The sequence below is a fragment of the Synechococcus sp. C9 genome, from assembly GCF_022984075.1.
Taxonomy (GTDB): domain Bacteria; phylum Cyanobacteriota; class Cyanobacteriia; order Gloeomargaritales; family Gloeomargaritaceae; genus Gloeomargarita.
The window spans coordinates 867,692-889,680 of the sequence record NZ_JALAAD010000001.1 but is presented as its reverse complement, the minus strand read 5'-3'; the positions used below and the strand labels follow the sequence as shown (position 1 = coordinate 889,680).

General features: G+C 53.6%; 22 protein-coding genes. 11 read left to right on the top strand and 11 right to left on the bottom strand.

Features of this window, described 5'->3' with window-relative positions; translation table 11 throughout:
* Positions 1 to 15: 15 nt before the first annotated feature.
* From MLD66_RS04415 to MLD66_RS04385, 7 genes are all read right to left on the bottom strand, one after another.
* Complete coding sequence (locus MLD66_RS04415) at positions 16 to 378, bottom strand: hypothetical protein (protein WP_247215723.1); 363 nt, start codon at positions 376 to 378, stop codon at positions 16 to 18.
* Positions 371 to 1,294 carry a cation diffusion facilitator family transporter gene (locus MLD66_RS04410; RefSeq protein ID WP_247215722.1) on the bottom strand — a complete coding sequence of 308 codons (924 nt, stop codon included), beginning with the start codon at positions 1,292 to 1,294 and terminating at the stop codon, positions 371 to 373. The genes MLD66_RS04415 and MLD66_RS04410 overlap by 8 nt, the downstream gene beginning before the upstream one ends.
* Positions 1,284 to 1,754, bottom strand: coding sequence for a cyclic nucleotide-binding domain-containing protein (locus MLD66_RS04405; protein ID WP_247215720.1), 471 nt, complete (start codon positions 1,752 to 1,754; stop codon positions 1,284 to 1,286). The genes MLD66_RS04410 and MLD66_RS04405 overlap by 11 nt, the downstream gene beginning before the upstream one ends.
* 305 nt (positions 1,755 to 2,059) lie before the next feature.
* On the bottom strand, positions 2,060 to 2,212 hold the full coding sequence (locus MLD66_RS04400; RefSeq protein ID WP_247215719.1) for a hypothetical protein: 153 nt from the start codon (positions 2,210 to 2,212) through the stop codon (positions 2,060 to 2,062).
* A complete protein-coding gene (locus MLD66_RS04395) occupies positions 2,205 to 2,372 on the bottom strand; it encodes a Uma2 family endonuclease (RefSeq protein ID WP_247215718.1) in 168 nt (55 codons plus the stop codon). The genes MLD66_RS04400 and MLD66_RS04395 overlap by 8 nt, the downstream gene beginning before the upstream one ends.
* A 40-nt stretch (positions 2,373 to 2,412) precedes the next feature.
* Complete coding sequence (metK, locus tag MLD66_RS04390) at positions 2,413 to 3,675, bottom strand: methionine adenosyltransferase (protein ID WP_247215716.1); 1,263 nt, start codon at positions 3,673 to 3,675, stop codon at positions 2,413 to 2,415.
* Between the two features lie 68 nt (positions 3,676 to 3,743).
* A complete protein-coding gene (locus MLD66_RS04385; RefSeq protein ID WP_247215715.1) occupies positions 3,744 to 4,025 on the bottom strand; it encodes an acylphosphatase in 282 nt (93 codons plus the stop codon).
* Between the two features lie 57 nt (positions 4,026 to 4,082).
* Between MLD66_RS04385 and htpG the strand changes: the two genes are divergently transcribed.
* On the top strand, positions 4,083 to 5,978 hold the full coding sequence (htpG, locus tag MLD66_RS04380; protein WP_247215714.1) for a molecular chaperone HtpG: 1,896 nt from the start codon (positions 4,083 to 4,085) through the stop codon (positions 5,976 to 5,978).
* A gap of 27 nt (positions 5,979 to 6,005) precedes the next feature.
* On the top strand, positions 6,006 to 7,235 hold the full coding sequence (gene hemW / locus MLD66_RS04375; RefSeq protein WP_247215713.1) for a radical SAM family heme chaperone HemW: 1,230 nt from the start codon (positions 6,006 to 6,008) through the stop codon (positions 7,233 to 7,235).
* A 126-nt stretch (positions 7,236 to 7,361) separates the two neighbouring features.
* Here hemW and dxr read toward each other — a convergent pair whose 3' ends face one another.
* Entirely contained in the window at positions 7,362 to 8,543 is a 1,182-nt protein-coding gene (dxr, locus tag MLD66_RS04370; RefSeq protein WP_247215711.1) for a 1-deoxy-D-xylulose-5-phosphate reductoisomerase, read from the bottom strand.
* A 159-nt stretch (positions 8,544 to 8,702) separates the two neighbouring features.
* Here dxr and MLD66_RS04365 point away from each other — a divergent pair, with 159 nt between their 5' ends.
* The 3 genes from MLD66_RS04365 to MLD66_RS04355 all read left to right on the top strand — a co-directional run bounded on the left by MLD66_RS04365 (position 8,703) and on the right by MLD66_RS04355 (position 11,854).
* Positions 8,703 to 9,146, top strand: coding sequence for a hypothetical protein (locus MLD66_RS04365; protein WP_247215710.1), 444 nt, complete (start codon positions 8,703 to 8,705; stop codon positions 9,144 to 9,146).
* Positions 9,147 to 9,708: 562 nt separating this feature from the next.
* Positions 9,709 to 10,485, top strand: coding sequence for an MBL fold metallo-hydrolase (locus MLD66_RS04360; RefSeq protein WP_247215709.1), 777 nt, complete (start codon positions 9,709 to 9,711; stop codon positions 10,483 to 10,485).
* 271 nt (positions 10,486 to 10,756) lie between these two features.
* Positions 10,757 to 11,854: a serine hydrolase gene (locus MLD66_RS04355; protein WP_247215708.1), complete on the top strand. Its 1,098-nt coding sequence runs from the start codon at positions 10,757 to 10,759 to the stop codon at positions 11,852 to 11,854.
* Between the two features lie 237 nt (positions 11,855 to 12,091).
* Here the strand turns inward: MLD66_RS04355 and MLD66_RS04350 are convergent, their stop codons facing one another.
* Positions 12,092 to 12,733 (bottom strand): exopolysaccharide biosynthesis protein, encoded by a 642-nt coding sequence (locus MLD66_RS04350; RefSeq protein ID WP_247215707.1) that lies wholly within the window; start codon positions 12,731 to 12,733, stop codon positions 12,092 to 12,094.
* Between the two features lie 159 nt (positions 12,734 to 12,892).
* On the opposite strand from MLD66_RS04350, the gene MLD66_RS04345 reads away from it, so the two are divergent.
* The 3 genes from MLD66_RS04345 to MLD66_RS04335 all read left to right on the top strand — a co-directional run bounded on the left by MLD66_RS04345 (position 12,893) and on the right by MLD66_RS04335 (position 16,313).
* Complete coding sequence (locus MLD66_RS04345; protein ID WP_247215706.1) at positions 12,893 to 14,530, top strand: AarF/UbiB family protein; 1,638 nt, start codon at positions 12,893 to 12,895, stop codon at positions 14,528 to 14,530.
* A 62-nt stretch (positions 14,531 to 14,592) separates the two neighbouring features.
* Positions 14,593 to 14,865, top strand: coding sequence for a hypothetical protein (locus MLD66_RS04340; protein WP_247215704.1), 273 nt, complete (start codon positions 14,593 to 14,595; stop codon positions 14,863 to 14,865).
* Positions 14,802 to 16,313, top strand: a complete 1,512-nt coding sequence (locus MLD66_RS04335; RefSeq protein ID WP_247218963.1) for a chloride channel protein — start codon at positions 14,802 to 14,804, stop codon at positions 16,311 to 16,313. Before MLD66_RS04340 ends, MLD66_RS04335 begins: the two co-directional genes overlap by 64 nt.
* Positions 16,314 to 16,678: 365 nt before the next feature.
* On the opposite strand, the gene MLD66_RS04330 is transcribed toward MLD66_RS04335, so the two are convergent.
* The gene (locus tag MLD66_RS04330; RefSeq protein ID WP_281438407.1) at positions 16,679 to 17,473 is read right to left on the bottom strand and encodes a metal ABC transporter ATP-binding protein; all 795 of its coding nucleotides are present in this window, start codon (positions 17,471 to 17,473) and stop codon (positions 16,679 to 16,681) included.
* 34 nt (positions 17,474 to 17,507) lie between these two features.
* Here MLD66_RS04330 and MLD66_RS04325 point away from each other — a divergent pair, with 34 nt between their 5' ends.
* A complete protein-coding gene (locus tag MLD66_RS04325; protein ID WP_247215703.1) occupies positions 17,508 to 18,557 on the top strand; it encodes a zinc ABC transporter substrate-binding protein in 1,050 nt (349 codons plus the stop codon).
* On the opposite strand, the gene MLD66_RS04320 is transcribed toward MLD66_RS04325, so the two are convergent.
* Positions 18,532 to 19,794, bottom strand: a complete 1,263-nt coding sequence (locus tag MLD66_RS04320) for a sugar transferase (RefSeq protein WP_247215702.1) — start codon at positions 19,792 to 19,794, stop codon at positions 18,532 to 18,534. The two genes, MLD66_RS04325 and MLD66_RS04320, sit on opposite strands and share 26 nt — an antisense overlap.
* Before the next feature lie 121 nt (positions 19,795 to 19,915).
* Here MLD66_RS04320 and MLD66_RS04315 point away from each other — a divergent pair, with 121 nt between their 5' ends.
* Entirely contained in the window at positions 19,916 to 20,440 is a 525-nt protein-coding gene (locus MLD66_RS04315; protein WP_247215701.1) for a hypothetical protein, read from the top strand.
* Between the two features lie 640 nt (positions 20,441 to 21,080).
* The gene (locus MLD66_RS04310; RefSeq protein ID WP_247215700.1) at positions 21,081 to 21,965 is read left to right on the top strand and encodes a carbon-nitrogen hydrolase; all 885 of its coding nucleotides are present in this window, start codon (positions 21,081 to 21,083) and stop codon (positions 21,963 to 21,965) included.
* The last annotated feature ends 24 nt before the right edge of the window (positions 21,966 to 21,989 follow it).

Genomic DNA, 21,989 nt, shown 5'->3' with positions numbered 1-21,989 from the left:
TACCAGTTTTGGGGGTTATTCGCCGGGGCGGGACTGCTCCAAGGTTTCCCGCAGGGAGGAGAGTTCCTGGGTTAATTCCTGCAATTCAGCGGCGGCTTCGGCGGGGGCACTGGTCACCTCCACTTCCACCGGTGGGGGGGGAGAGGCGGGCGGGGGACTGGTACGGTTGAACAGCCGCTCCACAAATTCCCGGGCTTCCGCCTCCGTTTTTTCCCCCTTGACCACTAATTCCTGGATTAATTGCTCCATGTCCTGTTGCCACTGGTGCAGTTGGGTTTGGCGTTTTTGCTCATCCTGCACCAATTCCACTAGGGTACCGGCAAATCCCAAAGCCACGCGAAATCCCTGTTGCAACCACATTTCCGGCGTATTAGGCATGATCATTCCCTCGGTTTGACTCTAATGTATCAACTGATTTGGGTGAATGGCAAATTTCCTTTGGTTCAATGTGAATGGTAATCCCCGCCGGACCATAGTGCTTTTGTAATAACGCTTCCACCTGTTCGCTCAAATCGTGGGCGGTGACCAAATCCGTAGCCGTCACCACTAAATGCAATTCCATAAACACCTGCCGTCCCACCACCCCCCGGGAGGTAATGGAATGGCATTCCACCACTCCAGGCACCTGTTGGGCGACCTGGGCAATCGCTTCCGGGGCAATCGCCATCGCATCCACCAGCCAGGGCAAATTGGTGGTCAAAATCTGCCAACCGCTGTGAAAGACCAGCAACCCCACCGGAATCGCCAGAGCGGCATCCAGCCACGTCCACCCAGCCATCACCCCCAGCAAACCCGCCAGCACCGTGAGATTGATCCACACATCGCTGAGAGTATCGGCGGCATCCGCCAACAGAATCGGACTATCGAGGACTTTGCCCTGCCGTTGTTCATACTGAGCCACCCCCCCATTCACCAGCAACACCAACACCAGCAACCCCAATTCCAGCCCTCCCACCTGGGGCGGCGGGGTCTGCCCCACCAACCGTTCCACCGCCTGACGCAGTACCTCAAAACAGGTAATGCCCAGAAATACGGCAATGCCCAGTGCCGCAATCGCTTCAAATTTCTGATGCCCGTAGGGATGCTGCCGATCCGGTTCCGGCTTCGCCCAGTGGTTTACCAACAGCCCTAGCAGATTACTCAAGCTATCCGTCAAACTGTGCAGGGCATCCGCCAATACCGCCAGGGAACCCGTCCCCAAACCCACCGTTACCTTGATCCCCAACACGAATAAGTTGTACCACAGAACCGTTAACAGTACCCGCCGAATCTGCCCCCGACGGCTAACCGGCATAGGCGCCCACGCTGACCAACTGGTTGAGGCGGCGAATCCGTTGGCAGAGATTTTGGATCACATTCAGGGCAATGGCAGGGTTATTCAAAATCGCCTCCTGCATCTGGGGCTGGGACAAACACAGACAGGTACAGGGGGTCATGGCGGTCACCGAAGCGGAACGGGGGTCGCTGTCAAACAAAGACATTTCCCCGAAATAGGCACCCGCCTCCAGCCGAGCCAATTCCACCTCGCCGATATGGATTTTCACTTGCCCCTGGGAAAGGATATAAAGCAACTGCCCAATATCCCCCCGCTCAAAAATGGTTTCCCCCGGTTGGAAGTGCAATTCCACCATCTCCACCGCCAAATCCCGCAGGAAATCGTAATTGTTGATGCCCCGAAAAATGGGCACATCCCGCAAAAACATCAGGCGGTCGGTCAAGCTCAAGGCGGAAGAATTTGCAGCATCTGTGGTCATCATCCCTTCCAGCGGCTCCCTGTATGGTGGCTAATTACACGTTACACTTAGGCTGACCGAAAAATTGCATCTTAATCCTAACCGATAACCTGGTTTCTAGCCAATACTAGGGTTCACCAATTTTAACCACAGGAGTAGTGAATGATCAAGGTCAGATTGCGACAACCTGTTTTTGGAACCATAGCAATCCTACCTGATTAACGAAGAAAAATTCCCCAGAACCAAGGACGGGGGCGGTGTCCCTACGACCCGTGTTCTCAATTCATTTAGGCTTACTATACCTTCTCAACGAGAATGATTCATGCTCAGGGTTGGATTCCCAAGAGTTCAGCGGCGGTCATGCACCAGGCAGGAAAGGTGGGGGAATGAATGACTTGATTATCCCGAAATTGCTGAATTTCATACTCGCCCCTGACCAAAGTACCAATCGAAAGCGTCGGTTGTTTGGGCTTACCCATGTGCCCCACAGACTTTGCGGGTCAGCCACGCAACCACTTCCTCATGGGCACCCGTAGGTTCCCCATCAAAAACCTCACCATCAATCAGTTCATAGCGGTTGTCCTGCCCATAGTGGGCAAGAAATTCCTCAAAACTAAGGGGTGCAACCGCCAGTGCCATGATGAACTTTGGGATGCAATTGCGATCAATTTGCCCCGATCTACGACACCGTTGCCGAAAGGGCTAAATCCCGAAATTGGTTACTCAACTGGGTATATTCCCAGGGCAAATCCAAATCCAGGCGACCAAAATGTCCATAGCTCGCCACATCTTGATAAAACCGCCCGCCCCGCTCTTTTGGCAGATGCCGCAGGTTAAATTGCTGAATTAACCCCTCTGGACGCAGTTCCACATACTTTTGGATCAAATCCAGCAGGACATTCTCCGGTACCCGACTGGTGCCAAAGGTTTCCACCAGAATACTCACGGGACGTGCCTTGCCAATCGCATAGCTCAACTGTACCTCACAGCGGCTCGCCAACCCCGCCTTCACGATATTTTTTGCCGCAAACCGACAGCCATAGGCCGCCGAGCGATCCACCTTGGTGGGGTCCTTACCGGAAAAGGCGCCCCCCCCATGCCGGGCATAGCCCCCGTAGGTATCCACAATGATTTTCCGCCCCGTCAAGCCCGAATCCCCACAGGGACCGCCGGTGACGAATTTGCCGGTCGGATTGACCAAAAATTTGGTATTCCCATCCGGGCGCACCAGGTCATCCCCAAACACGGGCAAAACCACCGCTTCCCACAGGTCGCTTTTGATCTTCCCCTGCACCTCCTCATTGCTGGTGTAATGACCAATCGTGGGGTCATGCTGGGTGGAAATCAAAATGGTGTCAATTCCCACCGGCTGAAAATCCTCATAGATGACCGTCACCTGGGTTTTGCCGTCCGGGCGTAGGTAGGGGAGGGTGCCCTGTTTGCGAACCTGAGCCAGTTGGCGGGCGAGGCGATGCGCCAAAGCAATGGGTAAAGGCATCAATTCCGGCGTTTCATCACAGGCAAAACCGAACATGAGTCCCTGGTCCCCCGCCCCGGTTTGGTCCAAGGGGTCAACGCTCCCATCACTGCGATGTTCCAACGCCAGATTCACCCCCTGGGCAATTTCCGGGGATTGCACATCCAAAAACACCTGCACCCGGCATTCGTCACTACAAAAACCGTAGTCCGGGTTGGTGTAGCCAATTTCCGTAATTTTGCGTTTCACCAAATCCCGATAATAGTCCTCATTCACCACCGCCTGGGTTTTCACTTCCCCCAGGATAAACAGGTCATTATTTTTCACCACCACCTCAGCGGCAATCCGGCTCAGGGGGTCTTGGGTGAGCAATTCATCCACAATCGTGTCCGAAATCTGGTCACAGATTTTATCCGGGTGACCTTCGGTGACGGATTCGGAGGTAAATAGGTAACGGCGTGGCAAGGCTTCACTCCATCGGTAATTTAGTCATCTAGGCTACCAGAATCCACCCCCCAGCGGCAATGGATGAGCTAGGAGATAATGGTAAAACCCTCATCAGGAATGGCGTTACAGGGTTCCACCACCACCTGGGTCACCTGTGCCAGAGCCGGACCCCGATGGCACCAATCCACCATTTTCTGCACTGCCACTGGTTCACCCGCAAACACCGCCGTTACCCGTCCATCCGGTAAATTTTTCACCCAACCCTTGACACCCAACGCCAACGCCTGCCGCCGGGTCGCCGCCCGATAGCCCACCCCCTGCACCCGTCCGGAAATCCACACCTGTACCGCCCCTGCCGGAGATGACATCAACTGCGTAAAATAGAATAAAGATTGACTCATTGCCACGATAACAGGTGCTTAACCATGTTGGAACAAGGAACCATTACCATTCACACTCAAAACATTTTTCCCATCATCAAAAAGTCCCTGTATTCTGACCATGAGGTATTTTTTCGGGAATTGGTTTCCAACGGGGTAGATGCGATCCAAAAGTTAAAAATGGTCGGCTATGCAGGCGAAACGGAATTAGGGGATTTTCAACCGGAGATTAACATTACCATTGATAAAGAAAAACGCACCCTAAGTATCACGGATAATGGCATTGGCATGACCGGCGATGAGGTGAAAAAATATATTAATCAGGTGGCTTTTTCTAGCGCCGAAGAATTTATCCAAAAATACCAAGGTGGTGACCAACCCTTAATCGGACATTTCGGCTTGGGGTTTTATTCTGCGTTTATGGTGGCGCAACAGGTGGAAATTGATACCCTGTCGTATAAAAAAGATGCGGAAGCGGTGCATTGGACGTGCAGTGGTTCCCCGGAATTTTCCCTGGCATCTTCTGAGCGTTCTGAGCGGGGCACGACGGTGATTTTAACCCTTTTGGAAGGGGAAGAGGAGTATTTAGACCCCAATCGGATTCGCCAACTGGTGAAAAAATACTGTGATTTTATGCCCGTACCGATTAAATTGGACGGGGAAGTCATCAATCGCCAAAAAGCCATCTGGCGGGAGTCCGCAAGCAATTTAACCGCTGAAGATTACCTGGAATTTTATCGCTACCTGTATCCATTTCAAGAGGAACCGTTACTCTGGGTGCATCTGCAAACGGATTATCCCTTTTTATTGAATGGGATTTTATACTTCCCGAAACTACAACCGGATATTGACGTCACCCGCAGTCAGATCAAACTCTTTTGCAATCAAGTTTATGTGAGTGACCATTGCGAAGAAATCATTCCCCGATTTTTGTTACCGATGCGGGGGGTAATCGACAGCCCGGATATTCCCTTAAATGTGTCCCGCAGTGCCCTACAAATGGATCGCACCGTGCGGCGGATTGGGGATTTTATTGCCAAAAAAGTGGGCGACCGCTTGCAGGAATTGTACCAAAATGATTTTGCCCAATATACGAAAATTTGGGGGGATTTAAGTTTGTTTGTGAAATACGGTTGCCTGAATGATGAAAAGTTCAAAAAACAGGTGCAGGATATTATCATCTATCGCACTACGGCAGAATTATCTTCCCCAGGGGCAGGGGATCAGAAGTTCCATTACACCACTTTGCAGGACTATTTAGAACGGGCAAAAGACCGCCATGCCAATCGGGTTTTTTATGCCACCGATGAGGTCGCCCAAGCCACCTACATTGCCCTGCACCAAAATCAAGGGTTAGAAGTACTGTTCCTAGATAGTTTTATTGACACCCATTTTATTAGCTATCTGGAGCGGGAATACACCGATGTCAAATTCACACGGGTGGATGCAGATTTGGATGCGAGCTTAATTGATGCGAATAAATCTGCGGAACTTATTGACCCCAAAACCAACAAAACCCGTTCCGAATTGGTGCAGGAACTCTTTAAGCAATACTTGGATAAACCCAAAGTTACCATTCGCACGGAATCCTTGAGTGGGTCGGCACCCCCAGCGATGATTTTATTACCCGAAGCCCTGCGCCGGTTGCGGGATATGACCGCCTTATTACAGCAACAAAAAGCCGAATTTCCTGAAGAACATACCCTCGTGGTGAACATGGCGCATCCCCTAGTGGAAAATTTAGTCAGCCTTTCCCAAGGAGGAATTATTGTGCAGTCATCAGGGGATTCTCCTCGGCAGGAATTGATGAAAAACCTATGCCAACATATCTACGATTTAGCTTTGATGGCACAAAAAGGATTTGACCCGGAAAGCATGAAGAGCTTTTTAGACCGAGCCAGCTTCGTCCTCACTCGCCTAACCACACCGGGAACAATTTAATCCTGCCAGATACCCAGGAGTACTGCCATGTTTCTGCCCCCAAGCTATTACAAAAAACGGGCGGCTCTGGCTCCCAAGGCGGCGTATGTGCATATCCCTTTTTGTCAACAGAAATGCCATTACTGTGATTTCCCGGTAGTGGTGGATGATAAGCCCAATTCCCGGCATCGGTCTAAGTATTTAGAAGCCTTGCGCTGGGAAATTAAACTCACCCCTGGTCGCAGACAACCCTTAACTTCAGTCTTTTTTGGTGGTGGGACACCATCATTACTCACCCCGGCGGAATTAGGGCAAATTTTACAGGATTTGCGAGAACAATTTGGCTTTGCGGAAGATATAGAAATTTCCTTGGAAGCGGACCCCGGTACACCTGGCATTCACTATCTGGAAGAGTATCAAAAACTAGGGGTAAATCGTTTGAGTTTGGGGGTGCAAAGTTTCATCCCAGAATTACTGCAGGTGAGTGGACGCACCCATAGGGTTGAAGATATAGAAACGGCAATTCAGCAGATTAAAGCCTGTGGTTGGGAAAATTGGAGTTTAGATTTAATTCAAGGCTTGCCGGGACAAACTTTAGAACAGTGGGAATTGAGTTTACAAAAAGCGATAACAGCCCAGCCCAAACATATTTCTGTCTATGATTTAACCCTAGAACCCAAAACCCGTTTCTATCGCGACTACCCGGAAGATTCTCCAGCGTTACCTGGGGATGAATTGACCGCTAAAATGTACTGTTTCGCCCATGAATTTTTAGAAAAGCACGGTTATCACCACTACGAAATTTCCAACTATGCCCAGCCCGATTACCAATGCCGTCATAATTTAGCCTATTGGCACAATCAACCCTATTACGGTTTTGGTTTGGGGGCAACGAGTTATTTTGACCAAGTGCGCTTTCAACGTCCTAAACAACTTAAAGCCTATTACAAATGGGTGGAAGAACAGGCGATTTTCGGAAGCATTGAAATGCTGGATTATCCCCTCAGTACTAAAGAACAGTTAATTGAGAATTTGATGTTAGGGTTGCGCCTGCGGGAAGGAATTAATTTAACCCAATTACTCAAGAAATTTCCTGCCGGTACCAAAACCTTAGTTGAGAATTTAATTGTGCGTCAATTAAGCCGGTTTCAAGCGGAGGGATGGGTAGGGAAAAAACGTAACCAATGGTTTCTCATTCCACCCCAGGGATTTCTGATGTCCAATATCGTGTTAGCTAACCTTTTATTAGAATTAGAAAACATCACGATTTTAGATTAAGGGCACTTTTATAAATTCCAAGTTAGCGGTCGCAGGGCGCACCTCCGCCCTTGGTTCTGGGGAATATGGGCATTCCCAGGATGGGATTGATGAGTGGTTCACATAAATAGAGGTTCCCTTAAATAACTAAACAACCAATACACGGGATGGGGCATAGGATGCAAGTACCATTTCTCTCGCCCAACGGTCTGCGGCTAAAATTTGATCTAGCTCAGGGTTCGCACAGTTCATGGAGTCATAATGAGCACAGGTTGATTCAATCAAACGGGGAATATCGGCAAAGGTGATTTTTTCCGCTAAAAATAAACTCACCGCCTGCTCATTTGCCGCATTTAAAACCGCTGGCATGGCACCCCCCGCCCGGCCCGCCGCATAGGCCAAATTCATACAGGGATATTTGTGATGATCCGGTTCCCGAAAAGTTAAACTGCCAATGCTCACTAAATCTAAGGATTTCCAAGGCGTTGGCCACCGCTCTGGCCAGGACAAACTATACAATAGGGGCAAACGCATATCCGGCCAACCTAACTGCGCTAACACGGACGTATCCTGCAATTCAATTAAAGAATGAATAATACTTTGCGGGTGAATCACGATATTAATGTGGTCATAATCCAACCCAAATAGATAATGGGCTTCGATCACTTCCAAACCCTTATTCATTAAAGTTGCAGAATCAATGGTAATTTTTTGCCCCATACTCCAATTGGGATGCTTGAGGGCATCGGCAACGGTAACGTTTGCCATTTGTTCCACCGGCCAATCCCGAAAAGCTCCCCCCGATGCAGTGAGAATAATGCGTTTTAAGCCCCCTGCCGGCACCCCTTGCAGACATTGAAAAATTGCCGAATGTTCTGAATCAGCGGGTAGCAATTTCACCCCATATTTTGATAGTAAGGGTAAGATCACTGGCCCCCCCGCAATCAGGGTTTCTTTATTGGCTAAAGCGATATTTTTCCCCGCCCGAATCGCCGCAATCGTGGGCAATAAACCCGCACAGCCGACAATGCCGGTGACGACAATTTCCGCATTTCCATACCCTGCCACAGTGGCAATTCCCTCGGCACCCACAAGAATCTCCGGTTGAGGTTGCATTTCACTAATTGCCAGCCGTAATTCAGGAATTAAATCCTCATCTTGGATTGCGACAATTTCTGGTTGAAACTGGCGAATTTGTTGGGCGAATAGGGGGATATTCCGACCGGCGGTTAATCCCACCACCCGAAATTTCTCTGGGTATTGGGTCACAATTTCCAAAGTCTGGGTGCCAATCGAACCCGTCGCCCCCAAAATCGTAATTTGTTTCACCGATTTGCCCCTCAATAACCCGGCTAGATGAACTCGATCCCCCTTTAACCATACCACCGCTGTTCCCCACCGCCAAGGTGATGATTAAAAAATTACGAAATTTTCCTTCAGAACAGATCGAAGCAGGGCGGATGTCTGTTTGGTATGATGATGTAGCCCATGCCTGGAGAGCGTACCATGCCTTTTGCCCGCAGTGTGATTGTGACGACGGCTTTACTCGGTTTCGCACCCGCCGCTTTGGTGGTGGCACAGACCAGTGCTGAGGCGTTATTGAGTAAAATGCCCCGCCCCAAGGAAACTAGTACTGCTGTTAGTTCTCTGTTTGCGGCTAATGCTTATCAGCAAAAATCCATCAACTATCAGGCGAAAATGGGGCCCGAATCAGCCCTGAAATTTTTTCAAAGTTCTTTAACCAGCAAGGGTTATGTGGAGCGTAAAGTGAATACTACCAGCGGTCAGTGGGGCTTTAGCGTGGTGTTTGACCTGCCGCCTAATCTTGCCATGAAACCGACCATCCCTGGTAAAACGGTGGTGCTGGTGTATCAGGGCACCATGCTGGCTCCCAATACGATTAATATCAACGCTCGTTTTGAGGAAATTTAACCCTGATTATCCCGGTAATTGTCATATCATCAACCCACCCATTTAATGAATAGAAATTCCTCGGAACCAATGATGGGGAAGGTGCCCCTGCGACCCATATTCTAAATTCATTCAGGATTGCTATAGCTACAACTTTATTTATAAATTTAATCTCGTCAATAATCTAATCTCATCAATGCTTGACAGGCTCTCACCTTAGGCGATTCTCGATATTTGTACATTGACATCTACAACCCAAAATCTTCATGATCTTATAGATTCAGTCATCTGCTCTATATGTCAACCTTTGCCTGCTTAGCTATAGTAGTCCTAAATGAGAATAGAATCGGGGTCGCAGGGGCACCGCCCCCGTCCTTGGTTCTAGAGAATTGCTGTTTGTTAATCAAGTAGGATTGCTATATACATATACATAGAGAGATTCTTTACACAAATTCGTAAATCCCCAGTTTTGTACTAACACTCCCTGCATAATGCCCAGTGGTTGCCCCGCATCCAGGTCAATCCCCAGTCAAAATGTTAAATTATATAAAGTTATCATGAAAACTATCACGGGGGCAGGGTCATGCAGGTTACCTGGTTTGAGGCGAACACCTGGTTGGTGGAGTGGGGGGGGTTGCGGTTGTTATTTGACCCTTGGTTGGTGGGGCCGCTGGTCTTTGGCAAATTGGATTGGTTATTCAAGGCGGAACGGCGGCAACCCATTGGGGAATTACCCAGCCATTTAGATGCGATTGTGATTACGCAGGGGTTAGAAGACCACTGCCACCCGCTGACCCTGAGCCGTTTCGACCGGGGGATTCCGGTGATTGCCAGTCCCAGTGCCGCCCAGGTGGTGCGGCGGTTGGGCTACCAGCAGGTGACGGCGTTGGCGCATGGGCAAACCACCACGTTAGGGGAACACATCACTATCCAAGCGGTGCCGGGAGCGCCGCTGGGGCCGACCCAGGTGGAAAATGGCTATCTTTTGCGGGAACACCGGACTGGGCAGACCTTGTACTATGAACCGCATGGCTATCACCAGGGGATTATGCGGTTGGTGAACCAGGTGGATGTGGTGATTGCGCCGGTGATGGATTTGACCTTGCCGCTGGTGGGGCCGATCATCCGGGGGAATCGGGTGGCTTTGGAGTTGGCGCAGAAATTGCGTCCCCAGGTGATGCTCTCAACGGCGATGGGGGATTACGAAGCCAGTGGGTTGCTGTTGTCACTGGTGCAGGCGAAGGGGGATATAGCGGCGTTTCAACAGCAGTTGACGCAGGCGGGATTGCCTACCCGGGTGATGGAATTGCCCCCCCAACAGGCGGTGACCTTGCCCTTGGAAACGGGTTTGCCCTGTTAGAGTCCCCAACCTAGTTCAGGGTTGATGGGAACCGATAACAAATCCAATTAAATTTGAAATAGGGGTCGCAGGGACACCGCCCCCGTCCTTGGTTCTGGGGAATTAACGTGAATCAATCAAGATGGCGATATTCTCCCCAATGGATAGATGATAATCCCACATGAATTTGGAACACCCCCATCCTTGGTTCTGGGGAATTAACGTGAATCAATTAGGATGGCTATATTCCCCTGAATGGATATACTAAATACTCATGTGAACCCGGTGTGAGGTGGATGTGATCGGGCGCAAGCATGGTGGATGGAAATGGAGTTGGCCTTGGTTGGGTTTGCTTTTATCCATCGGTGCGGGGAGTGGGGGGTTCTTGGCGGGAGGCTGGCTGGCCCTGCGCTGGGGGCAACCGACCCTGATTCCGACCGACCCCACCCCAACGGCTAATACAAGCAATCCCCTGGAACCCAGCACGGTCATTCCCCCAGGACAACTAATTTACAATGTCCGTACTGCACCCCCGACCACCTACAATCCCCAGTTGCAGGCGACCGTGAATCAGATGGTGGACTGGGTACAACAGCAGGGTTTACCCCTACCGGCTTTGTCCATCACCCTCATGGATGTCACCCAGCCGGATCGCCCCCAGATTGCCGGTTATCAGCAACAGGAATTTCGCTATCCCGCCAGCGTGGTGAAATTATTTTGGTTGACCACGTTTTTGGCCTATCAACAGGCGGGGCTGATCTCGCCAAAAGGGCAGATTGACCTCAGGGCGATGATGCAACAATCCAGCAACGATGCGGCCAGTGCAGTGGTGGATGCCATTACTGGTACGGAATCCGGGGCAGAGTTATCCCCGGCATTACTAGCGCAGTGGCGGCAAGACCGGGAGCGGCTCAACCACTTTTTCCGGGGGGCAGGGTATGGGTATTTGAATCTCAAACATAAAAATTTTCCCATCTATAGCCTCGGACAAGAGGAACCCCAAGGGCGGGAATTGCAACTGCGGGGGGGCGTAGCGCAACCCAGCCGGAACCAACTCACCACCTGGCAAACCGCCCGTTTACTCTACGAAATTTATACCTTGCAGGCGGTCTCCCCAAGGGTCAGTCAAGAAATTCAAACCCTGATCGAACGACCCGCCGACTTAGCGGGTTTTTTGGGGGCAAACCTCCCCCCCGATGCTACAGTGATGGGCAAGGAAGGTCAGACCAGCACCACCCGCCACGATGGGGTAATCATCACCCGCACGGATGGCCGCTTGGCCTATATCCTGGTGGTCTTTGGGGACGACCCCGCCTACAGTGCCGATGACCAGTTCCTGCCAGCATTGAGCCGCTTGAGTTGGCAGGCTATGAACCGCTTCCACCCCTAAGACTTGCATTTGTGTCCCCATCGCTTTACATTTGTTTACAGAGCGAAGGTCAGGGGTTCTTGATCTTTTCTCCTCTCAACACAGCAGTCAGGGCCAGCCCAATGGGCTGGTTTTTTTCCGTCCTACTCCCCGCCCAGTAAAAATGTATTCCACGCAACAGCAACAATCTTGCCCTCCTCAATGAGCAGGGGTTCCGTCCTTAGGTCTGTGTCACTTTACCAGGCAAAAAAGGCATTTTTAACCAGACATTCCCCCACCCAATCGGGTTTTTAGTTGCATTTTCAGCCACTCCAAGAAATTCGTTCCACCGAACCACAAAGCGGTGAGAATCGACACGGTTAAAGTCCCCCCAATCAGCGCAACCAGTGCGCCCGCCAGGCAAATCATCCCATCGGTTTCAATTAAACCAAATCCAATCAAAAACACCCCCATCGCCGGGATCGTATTGGTACCAGGGATGGGAATCGCCATGGATAACCCCATCAAACCCACCAGCCAGCCCAACAGCCAATGGCCCCGTTTGGTCACCCCCAGCCAGCGGGGGCGGGTCAGTCGCTCCAGCCGTTGTAACCAAGGAATACCCGCCTGCACCAATTGGCGAAATTGTGCCCAGGAGAGTCGGCCTCGCAAAAACCGCTCCGGCAACCAGGGAATCGCCGCTCCGGTCAACCATTGACCCGCCACCAGCATAATGAGTAAACCAAAGGGGGTGGAATAACCTGGGGCGGGCAAGGGCAAGGCGGAAGGAAAGGACAAAAGCACCAACATCATCCCCCAGGAACTCTCGCCGGTGAGTTGGAGAATGTCCCGCAGGGTGACGGCTTCCGGGGGTTCTGCCTGGGCGAGCCAGTCCTGCAATTTTACAGACAAGCGGGGCATGAATTTCTAACCGATACTGATGGCTATTTTAAGGGCAAAAGGGGCGTGACCCTGCCGGTGGGGAACCCGTATGCCATGGCCATTCTTTAGCCCGTGAGGCGACCTGTTACACTGAAAACCGGGTCATGTGCCTTTTAACTGGCTGTTGCGGAAACCATCATGCTCTCTGGTTTTGCCCGGACGACCGAACGCCAAGGGGAAATTGCGGAAATTCTCCTGCGGAATGGCTGGAAATTTATGCGGCAGTTGTTGCTGGGGAAAAAGGTGGGGGAGCCGGAACTGCCACCGCCGACGGTCTTGCGGCAGATTTTGGTGGAATTGGGGCCGGTGTATGTGAAATTGGGGCAATTGCTGAGTACCCGGGCGGATATTCTGCCCCTGCGCTACACCCAGGCGTTGAGTGCCCTGCAAAGTAAGGTACCGGCGGTGGATTGGGGGGAAATGGAGGTGATGATTCGCCGGGAATTGCCCCAACCCTATGGGACGGTGTTTGCCCATGTGAATCCCCAACCGGTGGCCGCTGGTTCGATTGGCCAGACCTACCGCGCGACCCTGACGGATGGCACCCCGGTGGCCTTGAAGGTGCAACGGCCGGGGATTGCCACGGTGATTGACCAGGATGTGACCCTCCTGCGTTCCCTGGCGGCGTTGGCGGAGCAGACGGAGTGGGGGCAGAGTTTGAATCTGGTGACCCTGGTGGAGGAATTTAGTGCGGTGCTGTTGCAGGAGTTGGATTTTACCCAGGAGGCGCAGTTTACCCGGACGATTGGGGCGAATTTGCAACAGTCCCCCTGGCCGGAGGTGCGGGCGTTGCGGGTGCCTAAAGTCTATGGGGAATTCAGTACCTCCCGGTTGTTGGTGCTGGAATGGCTGGAGGGCCTTCCCTTGCTGGCGGGGTATCGCACGACGGCGCAAACCGAGGGGCCTGCCATTGCCCGGATGTTACTGCGGGCGTTTTTTCAGCAGATTTGCCTGGATGGGCTATTCCATGCGGACCCGCATCCGGGGAATTTTTTCTACCTCCAGGACGGGCAGGTGGCGCTGTTGGACTTTGGCAATGTGGCCAGTTTTGACCCCCGCACCCAGGGGTTGATCACGGAATTGCTCTTGGCCTTGGTGCTTTTGGAACCCCGCCGCTGTGTGCAGTTGACCTTGGAATTGTCCGAGTCCCCCCGCCCCAATGACCTGAATCGGTTGGAGCAGGATTTTGGGCGGTTGTTGCGCCGGTATTATCCCCGCAGTCTGGGGCAGGTGAATTTTGGGCAGTTACTCAGCGATATTTTGGAAACGGCACGGCAAAACCGGGTGCGGCTCCCGGGGAGTATGGGGATTTTGGCGCGCACCTTGGCTTATTTAGAAAGTATCGGCCGGGAATTGGACCCCCAGTTTGATTTGGTGGGGGAAATGCGCCCGTTGATGGGGCGGTTGTTGCAACAGCAGTTTTTGGGCACGGATGGGGTGCCGACCCTCTGGCAGACGGCGTTGGATTTGCGTTCCCTGTCTTTGGATTCGCCCCGGCAGGTGGAATTGTTGCTCCAGCGGGTGAATTCGGAAAATCTGCGCTGGCAGGTGCATATCCCGGATGTGGAATTGCTCCAGCGGGCGTTGGATACGGCCTCCAGTCGGCTCTCCTACAGTGTGGTGGTGGGGGCGTTTATCATCGGGGCGGCGATCATTTTTGACCGGGGGCAGGCGAATATCCAGGTGTTTTTGGGGGCGGGGATACTTTTGGTGGGGGCGATGACCCTGGGGTTTTGGCTGTTGTTTCGGATTTTGCGCCCCAATCGCCTGCGTTAAAGGGAGCGTGTGACCGTTGGGGAAACCGCCTAGACTAGGAATAGCTGGGATTGACGCAGAAGATGGCTGGTAGCCCAACACGGGGGCAAAATTGGTGGGAACGGGTGTCCCTGTCCCCGGAGGTTTTGGTACTGACCTTGGCGGCACTGCTGGGGGGGGGGACGGGGCTATGTGTGGTGGCGTTTCGCTGGTTGATTGGCTGGGTGCATCAGGGGGCGTTTGAAACCCTCATGGGCTGGGTGGGGGCTGGGGTGCCTGGAGTTTGGCGTTGGTGCCCTGGCTGGGGGTCTGTTGGTGGGGGCTGGGGTCGTTCCTGCAACGGTGGCCGGTGCTGAGTAGCCGCTATGCCCTGGGGCGGTTGGGGTTGGCGGCTCTGTCGTTGGGGATGGGGGCTTCCCTGGGGCCGGAAGGGCCGAGCGTGGATGTGGGGGTGCATTGGGGGCGGACCTTAGCCCAGGGGTTGCGGGTGTCCCAGGAACGCAGTTTGGTCTTGCAGGCGGCGGGGGCGGCGGCGGGGTTGGCGGCGGGGTTTAATGCGCCCATTGCCGGGGCGTTTTTTGCCTTTGAGGTGGTGTTGGGGACGACGTTCACCGGGTCGGCGGTGCCGATTGTCCTGCTGGCGGCGGTGGTGGGGGGGTGGGTGGCGCAGGCGGGGCTAGGGGCCCAACCGGCCTTTAGTTTGCCCCCCTATGAGGTGCGGAGTGCCTGGGAATTGCCCTTGTATTTGGGGCTGGGGGTGTTGGCGAGCGGACTAGCGGTGGTCTATACGGCGGCGGTGGAAGGGTGGAAACCGGGCGTGCTCCGGGGGTGGCCGAGTTGGAGTCAACCGGCGGTGGGCGGGGCGGTGATTGGGCTACTGGCGCTGGTACTGCCCCAAACCCTGGGGGTGGGGTACGAAACCATCGAGGCCATGCTCCAAAATGTGGAATTTTCCTGGGGGCTACTGCTCACCCTGATTCCGGTCAAGTTGGGGTTAACGGTGGTCAGCTATGCCACGGGCTGGGTGGGGGGGCTGTTTGCCCCGGCCTTGTTTTTGGGAGCGGCCTTGGGTTCCGCCTACGGGCAGGTGGTGGGCAAGGGGTTGGCCGGGGTGGTGACGATTGCCGATCCGCCCGCCTATGCCATGGTGGGGATGGCCGCCCTGCTGGCCTGTAGTACCCGTGCCCCCTTGACGGCGATTCTCCTGCTGTTTGAATTGACCCGCAATTACTTAATCATTCTCCCGGCGATGGCCGCGGTGGGATTGAGCATTTGGCTGTTGGATCAGGTTTATCCCCACGGTGCCCCGATTGGGTTGCATTCCTTAGACCGGGAGGAACAGCGGTTTATGGGGGATTTGCGGGTGGCCGATGCCATGATCCCACCGCCGTTGGTGGTACCGCCGGAGCGGAGTTTGGGGAAGGTGGCGCAAATGTTGATGGAACGGCAACAACATACTGCGTTGGTGGTCAATGGGCAACAGGAGCTCATCGGGTTGTTGACCCCCCAGGACATCCAGCGGGCCTTACGCACCCACGGGGTACTCTGGTATTCCGTGCCGGTGGGGGAATGGTGTACCCAGGAATTGCAGACCGTTTATCCGGATCAAAGTCTGGAACAGGCGCGGCAACGGATGCTCACCCGGGGTTTGTGTCAACTGCCGGTGGTGAGTCGGGGGGCGAATCCCCAGGTGCTTGGTCTGTTGGAAAAAGAGCGGATTGAAACCATCCAAAAACTCGCCCTCACCCAACGGGTGTTAGCCCACAGTGTAATGAGCGATGACCCGGCTACGGTTACCACTTAAAAAAGCCCAGTTTAGTACATTTTAGAAACAACCGGGTAACGGCAAAAACCACCCAAAAATCTGATATGGCAATCCGTGATTAACGCTATAGCTATTTCGATTTGTAATGCAACACTTTTTAGATATTTGTAATCACTCTATTTCCTGGGCACCTCTATCAATTCCAAGTTAGCGGTCGCAGGGGGCACCCCCGCCCTTGGTTCTAGGTAATAGGGGCATTTCCAGGATGGGATTTTTGTTTGGTTCAAATCAATAGAGGTTCCCTTAATTGATGAACAGACTGTACTTTATGTGGCTTAATTTTTTGACCTAATTTTATTTTTAGAAGTGCCGATAAATGAAAGTTTGCTGACACCGTTTTCACGCTAACAATGCCAGGATGAGGTTGGTTTTCTTTCATAGCTGAAGCCGTGTTCATTCACCGAGTAGGCATGACGGAGTAATTCCGGGGTCATCACTTCCTGGGGCGTTCCCACCGCAATCACCCGTTGATTGAGTAACATCACCCGGTTCATCTGCTGGAGAAATTCCCCCCAATGATGGGTACTGACCAAAATGATCGCTCCCTGTTGCCGCAGTTCATTTAATACTTCAAGGATAATTCGTTCCGCCTGGACATCCACCCCCGTCAACGGTTCATCCAAACAAAATACATCCGCCTTTTGCACTAGGGCACGGGCGAGAAACACCCGTTGTTGTTGCCCCCCGGACAAAGAACCAATGCGCCGCCGCTGTAGCCCCCATAAGCCCAAACGTTCCAGAGCCGCCAAAACCTGGGGTTCCCGCCGTCCCCCACACCCCAAGCGCACCACCTGCTCCACCGTAATCGGATAATCCCAATCAATCTGGGAACGCTGGGGAATGTACGCCACCCGTTGCCGTTGCTGCGCCAAGGGCTTGCCCCCCAACCACACCCGCCCGCTCACCTGGGGCAATAACCCCAACAGGGCTTTCAGCAGGGTACTTTTCCCCGCACCGTTGGGTCCCACCAGCCCCACCATCTCCCCAGCCGCTACCGCAAAGCTCACCCCCGCCAACACCGGGCGCCCCGGATAACCCGCCGCCAAGGACTCTACCACCAACATGAACGACCCAAGAATGGCTACCCCCCCGTCACCCCGGCGAGAATGATTCTCATTGCTGAGAAAAACGATTATCATTCTATAACACCTTCATGCTGGAGCAATGCTGGACATGGTAACGATGCCGCACCGTTGGTTTTTGCCCTTGACGTTACTCGCCGTGGGCTGTGGGGTCACTTCCCGACCGTCCGCCGAGGTTGCCCCGACCCCTGCCGCCGATGCGCCCAAGGTGGTGGCGACCTCCTCCGTGATTTGCGACCTGACCCGCCAGATTGCCGCCGAACGGGTGCATTTGACCTGTTTGGTGCCCGCCGGAGTGGATGCCCACACCTACCAGCCCACCCCCGCCAACCGGCAAGCCCTGGAAACCGCCCAGGTGGTGTTTTACAACGGCTATGACTTTGAACCCCAGGTGGAAAAGTTGATTAAGGCGGCTCCCCCCAGCGTTGTGCGGGTGGCAGTCGGGGAATTAGCCGTTCCCAAACCCCTGATGGGAGAACACGACCATGACCACGGGGCAAACGCCGGGGATCACGACCACGACCATGATCATGACCACGACCACAGTCACGGGGACAAAAAAGCGGAACTGGTGCCCGACCCCCATGTCTTTCACACGGGTGCCAACGTAGCGAACATGGCAAAAGTCATCGGCGACAAGCTGGCACAGGTCTATCCCGCCCAAGCCCAGGTTTTTGCCAAAAATACCCAAACCCTGGTCGGGGAACTGCAACAACTGGACACCTGGATGGGGCAACAATTCCAAACCATTCCCCCGAAAAACCGCAAACTGGTGACCACCCACGCAGCCCTGGGGTACCTCGCCCAAGCCTATGGGTTGCAATTGACCGGCGCCCTCCAGGGGATCAGCACCCAGGAACAGCCCAGCGCCAGCCGCCTTGCTACCCTCACTAAGGAAATTCGTCAAGCCCAGGTGCCCACGATTTTTGCCGAGGTGAGCGTCAATCCTAAGTTAATCAATACGGTAGCCAAAGAAGCTGGCGTGAAAATTTCTGAGAAACCCCTGTTTGCCGACGGTCTGGGCGCACCGGGGAGTGGTGGAGAAACGGTGCAAAAAATGCTGATCAGCAACACCTGCACCATCGTGGACGGCTTGGGCGGCACCTGCACCCCCTTTAACGGGAACCAAACCCGGTCATGACCGTTTTGATAGTTTTGGCAAGGATCAACCCGTCCAACCACAGGGACAGATATTTCACATAGTACAGGTCGTATTCCAGCTTCAGGCGGGTTTCCTGCACCCCGGCGGCGTAGCCCTGGTTCACCTGCGCCCAACCCGTGATCCCCGGTTTGACCAGATGGCGGCACATATAGTAGGGAATGCGCTGGCTAAACTCCCGGGCGAAGGGTACCTGTTCCGGGCGGGGACCAATCAAACTCATTTCCCCCCGCAAGACGTGCCACAACTGGGGCAATTCATCCAACCGGAAGCGGCGAATCCACTTGCCCACCCGGGTCAGCCGGTGATCCCCCGCCCGAGCAAACTGCGCCCCCGCCGGTTCTACCCGCATACTGCGAAACTTGACCATCCAAAAGGGTTTGCCCCCCTGCCCCATCCGTTCCTGCCAAAACAACACCGGTCCTGGGGAATCCCACCACACCGCCAAAGCCACCAGCCCCGCCAAGGGCACCAACAGGGGCACAGCCAGCAGGATCAACCCGGTTTCCCCCACCCGCTTGAGCAACAGATAAGCCGGATCGGGGGGCATCGGCAGTAGCCCTTCCCCCAAATGCGCCAGGGAGACCCGCCCCGTCATCCCCTCCCAAACCGCCGCCGCATGATAGACCGGCAGACCCCGCAGGCGACAATCCGCCAAAAACCGCATCCACTCCGGGGACAAGGTCTCATGCAAATCCACCACCACCCCATCCAAATTCCCAACCGGGCTATTTTCGCTCAACCAATACCAATGCACCCCCGGCAACGGATAAATCGCCTGCGCCAACGTCCCCGGCACCAGCCCCAGGCACAAACGTCGCCCCCACCCCGCCAACAGCCATTGCCACAGGAGCGTCAGCCCGTAACTCACCCCCAAAAACGTGCGGGAATAGTACCAACGGGTCAGGCTCACCACCCCCAATAAGCCCAAAAAACACAAACTCACACTCACCAGCACCACCCGAGAACGATGCACCCCTGGGAACCGCCCCACCCGGGTTTCCAGCACCAGCGCCGCCCCGTAGGTTCCCGCCACCGCCACCGCCAACCGCAACCAGTTCCCATTCCGCCAAAACTGCCATTCCCCCCAAGTCGCCTGCGCCGCCAGCAAGAGAATTCCCCCCAGCCCCAACCCATAGGCGAGGGTACGCCAGCCCCCCCACCGCCGTGCCACCTGTTCCCGCCACGTTACCGCCGTCATGGGCGCCATCATCCCCATCCACCGCCTCCCTATTATCCCCAAAACCTGGGCCAGCAGTTGTAAATTTCCAAGTAAACCGTTATGGTAATAAAAATTAGGTTCAATCTAATGAATTTCTTGTTCGTTTGAGGAGTGAATGATGATGCACATCAAAGGTTGGTTTTCTGTATCCCTGGCTACCGTTGCCGCTCTGGTTTTGGGTGTGAATACGGCCCAGGCAAATCCCAAATTGGAAACCGTGACCGAAGAAGGGGAAGTATGGCCGAGTTTCATGATGCCGGGGGGTGGCATTCCCATTTCCTTCCCGCCGGAAGCTCCCTATATGTACCCCGCCTATCTGAACTATGAATCTGGAACGTTTATCCTGGGAGTGAACCAAAATACCAACATTCGCACCAACAGCGTTCTGACAGATAAATTTACCATTGCTCCCTTCCGGGATTACACCGGTGATGGGGTGCAAAACCTGGATGATATTCCCGCACACCAAAAGCAATACAACCAAGCCTTAGCCGCCTGGATTAGCCGAATCCAGGGTTGTTTGGCGGATCGTCCCAATATGTTCCGGGTGGTGGGGGAAGACACCAAAGTACCCATCAAAGTCAACGGTCAAGCGGGCAAAATTTTCCTGAATGCCAACAAAAAACCGGTGTGCCCCGGTTAAACCCACTGGATCAATTTAATACCTAAGTAATTGCTTCCGTGACTCCCTAGGGGTTACGGATTTTTTTTATGGGCAGGGGATGCCTGAGAACTCCTCTGAGAATATAGCAGTCTTAAATGAGAATAGAATAGGGGTCGCAGGGGCACTGCCCCCGTCCTTGGTTCTAGGAAGTCTCTGTTCACTAATCAAGTAGGATTGCTATAACTCTAGGGCACCTCTATCAATTCAAAGTTAGCGGTCGCAGTGCCCTTGGTTCTGGGTAATATGGGCATTCCCAGGATGGGATTGATGATTGGTGCAAATCAATAGAGGTTCCCATTAGAGCCATCCTAGTTATCGCTATGAGAAAAGGGGTCGCAGGGCATCGCCCCGTTATGATTATGATTCCCATCGTTATTTCCATCAAAGTTAGCGGTCGCAGGGGAGCACCCCCGCCCTTGGTTCTGGCTAATATGGGCATTCCCAGGATGGGATTGATGATTGGTTCAAATCAATAGAGGTTCCCATTAGAGCCATCCTAGTTATCGCTATGAGAAAAGGGGTCGCAGGGCATCGCCCCGTTATGATTATGATTCCCATCAATCCTCGAAGATTGCTATAGTGACTAACAAGTTTGATTTATTTGATTTATTTGATTTTTATGGGACAGGTCACGGTGGGTTTGGTGCAAATGGTGTGCGACCCCGACCCCCAAGTGAATGACCAACGGGCTGTGGCGGGTATTCGGCAAGCGGCCAGCCAAGGGGCACAGATCGTCTGTCTGCCGGAATTATTTCGCACGCCCTATTTTTGTCAGACGGAGGATTATTCTGCCTTTGCCCTGGCGGAACCCATCCCTGGTCACAGTACAGAATTATTACAAAAGCTGGCGACGGAATTGGATATTGTGATTATTGCCAGTTTGTTTGAAAAGCGGGCGGAGGGCATTTACCACAATACGGCGGTGGTGTTGGATGGGCGCACGGGTTATTTGGGCAAATACCGCAAGATGCACATCCCCGATGACCCCCTGTATTACGAAAAATTTTATTTTACCCCCGGCGATCTGGGTTATCAGGTATTTCGCAGTACCTATGGACGGGTGGGCACCTTGGTGTGCTGGGATCAGTGGTTCCCGGAGGCGGCCCGGTTGACGGCTCTGCGGGGGGCGCAGATTTTGTTTTATCCGACGGCAATTGGTTGGCATCCCTGGGAGAAGCAGGAGCGGGGGCAAGCCCAATGGGAGGCGTGGGAAATTATCCAACGGAGCCATGCGATTGCCAATGGGTGTTTTGTGGTGGCGGTGAATCGGGCGGGTTGGGAGCCTACCCCTGGGGCGGCAGGGGGGATTGAGTTTTGGGGGCAGAGTTTTGTATCGGGGCCGGATGGGCAGGTGCTGGTGCGGGCGCCAGTGGACGAGGCGGCGGTACTGACGGCAACCTTGGATTTAAGCACCATTGAACCCCAACGCCAGGGGTGGCCCTTTTGGCGGGACCGGCGCATTGACAGTTATCAGAATTTGACCCAGCGGTTTATTGACCCCTGATCGCCCCACCAATCCCGAAATTCT

Bases quoted from the DNA above. Each gene is read 5' to 3' on its own strand.
- MLD66_RS04415 (WP_247215723.1), bottom strand. From the start codon at position 378: ATGCCTAATACGCCGGAAATGTGGTTGCAACAGGGATTTCGCGTGGCT.
- MLD66_RS04410 (WP_247215722.1), bottom strand. From the start codon at position 1,294: ATGCCGGTTAGCCGTCGGGGGCAGATTCGGCGGGTACTGTTAACGGTT.
- MLD66_RS04405 (WP_247215720.1), bottom strand. From the start codon at position 1,754: ATGACCACAGATGCTGCAAATTCTTCCGCCTTGAGCTTGACCGACCGC.
- MLD66_RS04400 (WP_247215719.1), bottom strand. From the start codon at position 2,212: ATGGGTAAGCCCAAACAACCGACGCTTTCGATTGGTACTTTGGTCAGG.
- MLD66_RS04395 (WP_247215718.1), bottom strand. From the start codon at position 2,372: ATGGCACTGGCGGTTGCACCCCTTAGTTTTGAGGAATTTCTTGCCCAC.
- MLD66_RS04385 (WP_247215715.1), bottom strand. From the start codon at position 4,025: ATGTCATCTCCGGCAGGGGCGGTACAGGTGTGGATTTCCGGACGGGTG.
- htpG (WP_247215714.1), top strand. From the start codon at position 4,083: ATGTTGGAACAAGGAACCATTACCATTCACACTCAAAACATTTTTCCC.
- hemW (WP_247215713.1), top strand. From the start codon at position 6,006: ATGTTTCTGCCCCCAAGCTATTACAAAAAACGGGCGGCTCTGGCTCCC.
- MLD66_RS04365 (WP_247215710.1), top strand. From the start codon at position 8,703: ATGCCTGGAGAGCGTACCATGCCTTTTGCCCGCAGTGTGATTGTGACG.
- MLD66_RS04360 (WP_247215709.1), top strand. From the start codon at position 9,709: ATGCAGGTTACCTGGTTTGAGGCGAACACCTGGTTGGTGGAGTGGGGG.
- MLD66_RS04350 (WP_247215707.1), bottom strand. From the start codon at position 12,733: ATGCCCCGCTTGTCTGTAAAATTGCAGGACTGGCTCGCCCAGGCAGAA.
- MLD66_RS04345 (WP_247215706.1), top strand. From the start codon at position 12,893: ATGCTCTCTGGTTTTGCCCGGACGACCGAACGCCAAGGGGAAATTGCG.
- MLD66_RS04340 (WP_247215704.1), top strand. From the start codon at position 14,593: ATGGCTGGTAGCCCAACACGGGGGCAAAATTGGTGGGAACGGGTGTCC.
- MLD66_RS04330 (WP_281438407.1), bottom strand. From the start codon at position 17,473: ATGATAATCGTTTTTCTCAGCAATGAGAATCATTCTCGCCGGGGTGAC.
- MLD66_RS04325 (WP_247215703.1), top strand. From the start codon at position 17,508: ATGGTAACGATGCCGCACCGTTGGTTTTTGCCCTTGACGTTACTCGCC.
- MLD66_RS04320 (WP_247215702.1), bottom strand. From the start codon at position 19,794: ATGGGGATGATGGCGCCCATGACGGCGGTAACGTGGCGGGAACAGGTG.
- MLD66_RS04315 (WP_247215701.1), top strand. From the start codon at position 19,916: ATGATGCACATCAAAGGTTGGTTTTCTGTATCCCTGGCTACCGTTGCC.
- MLD66_RS04310 (WP_247215700.1), top strand. From the start codon at position 21,081: ATGGGACAGGTCACGGTGGGTTTGGTGCAAATGGTGTGCGACCCCGAC.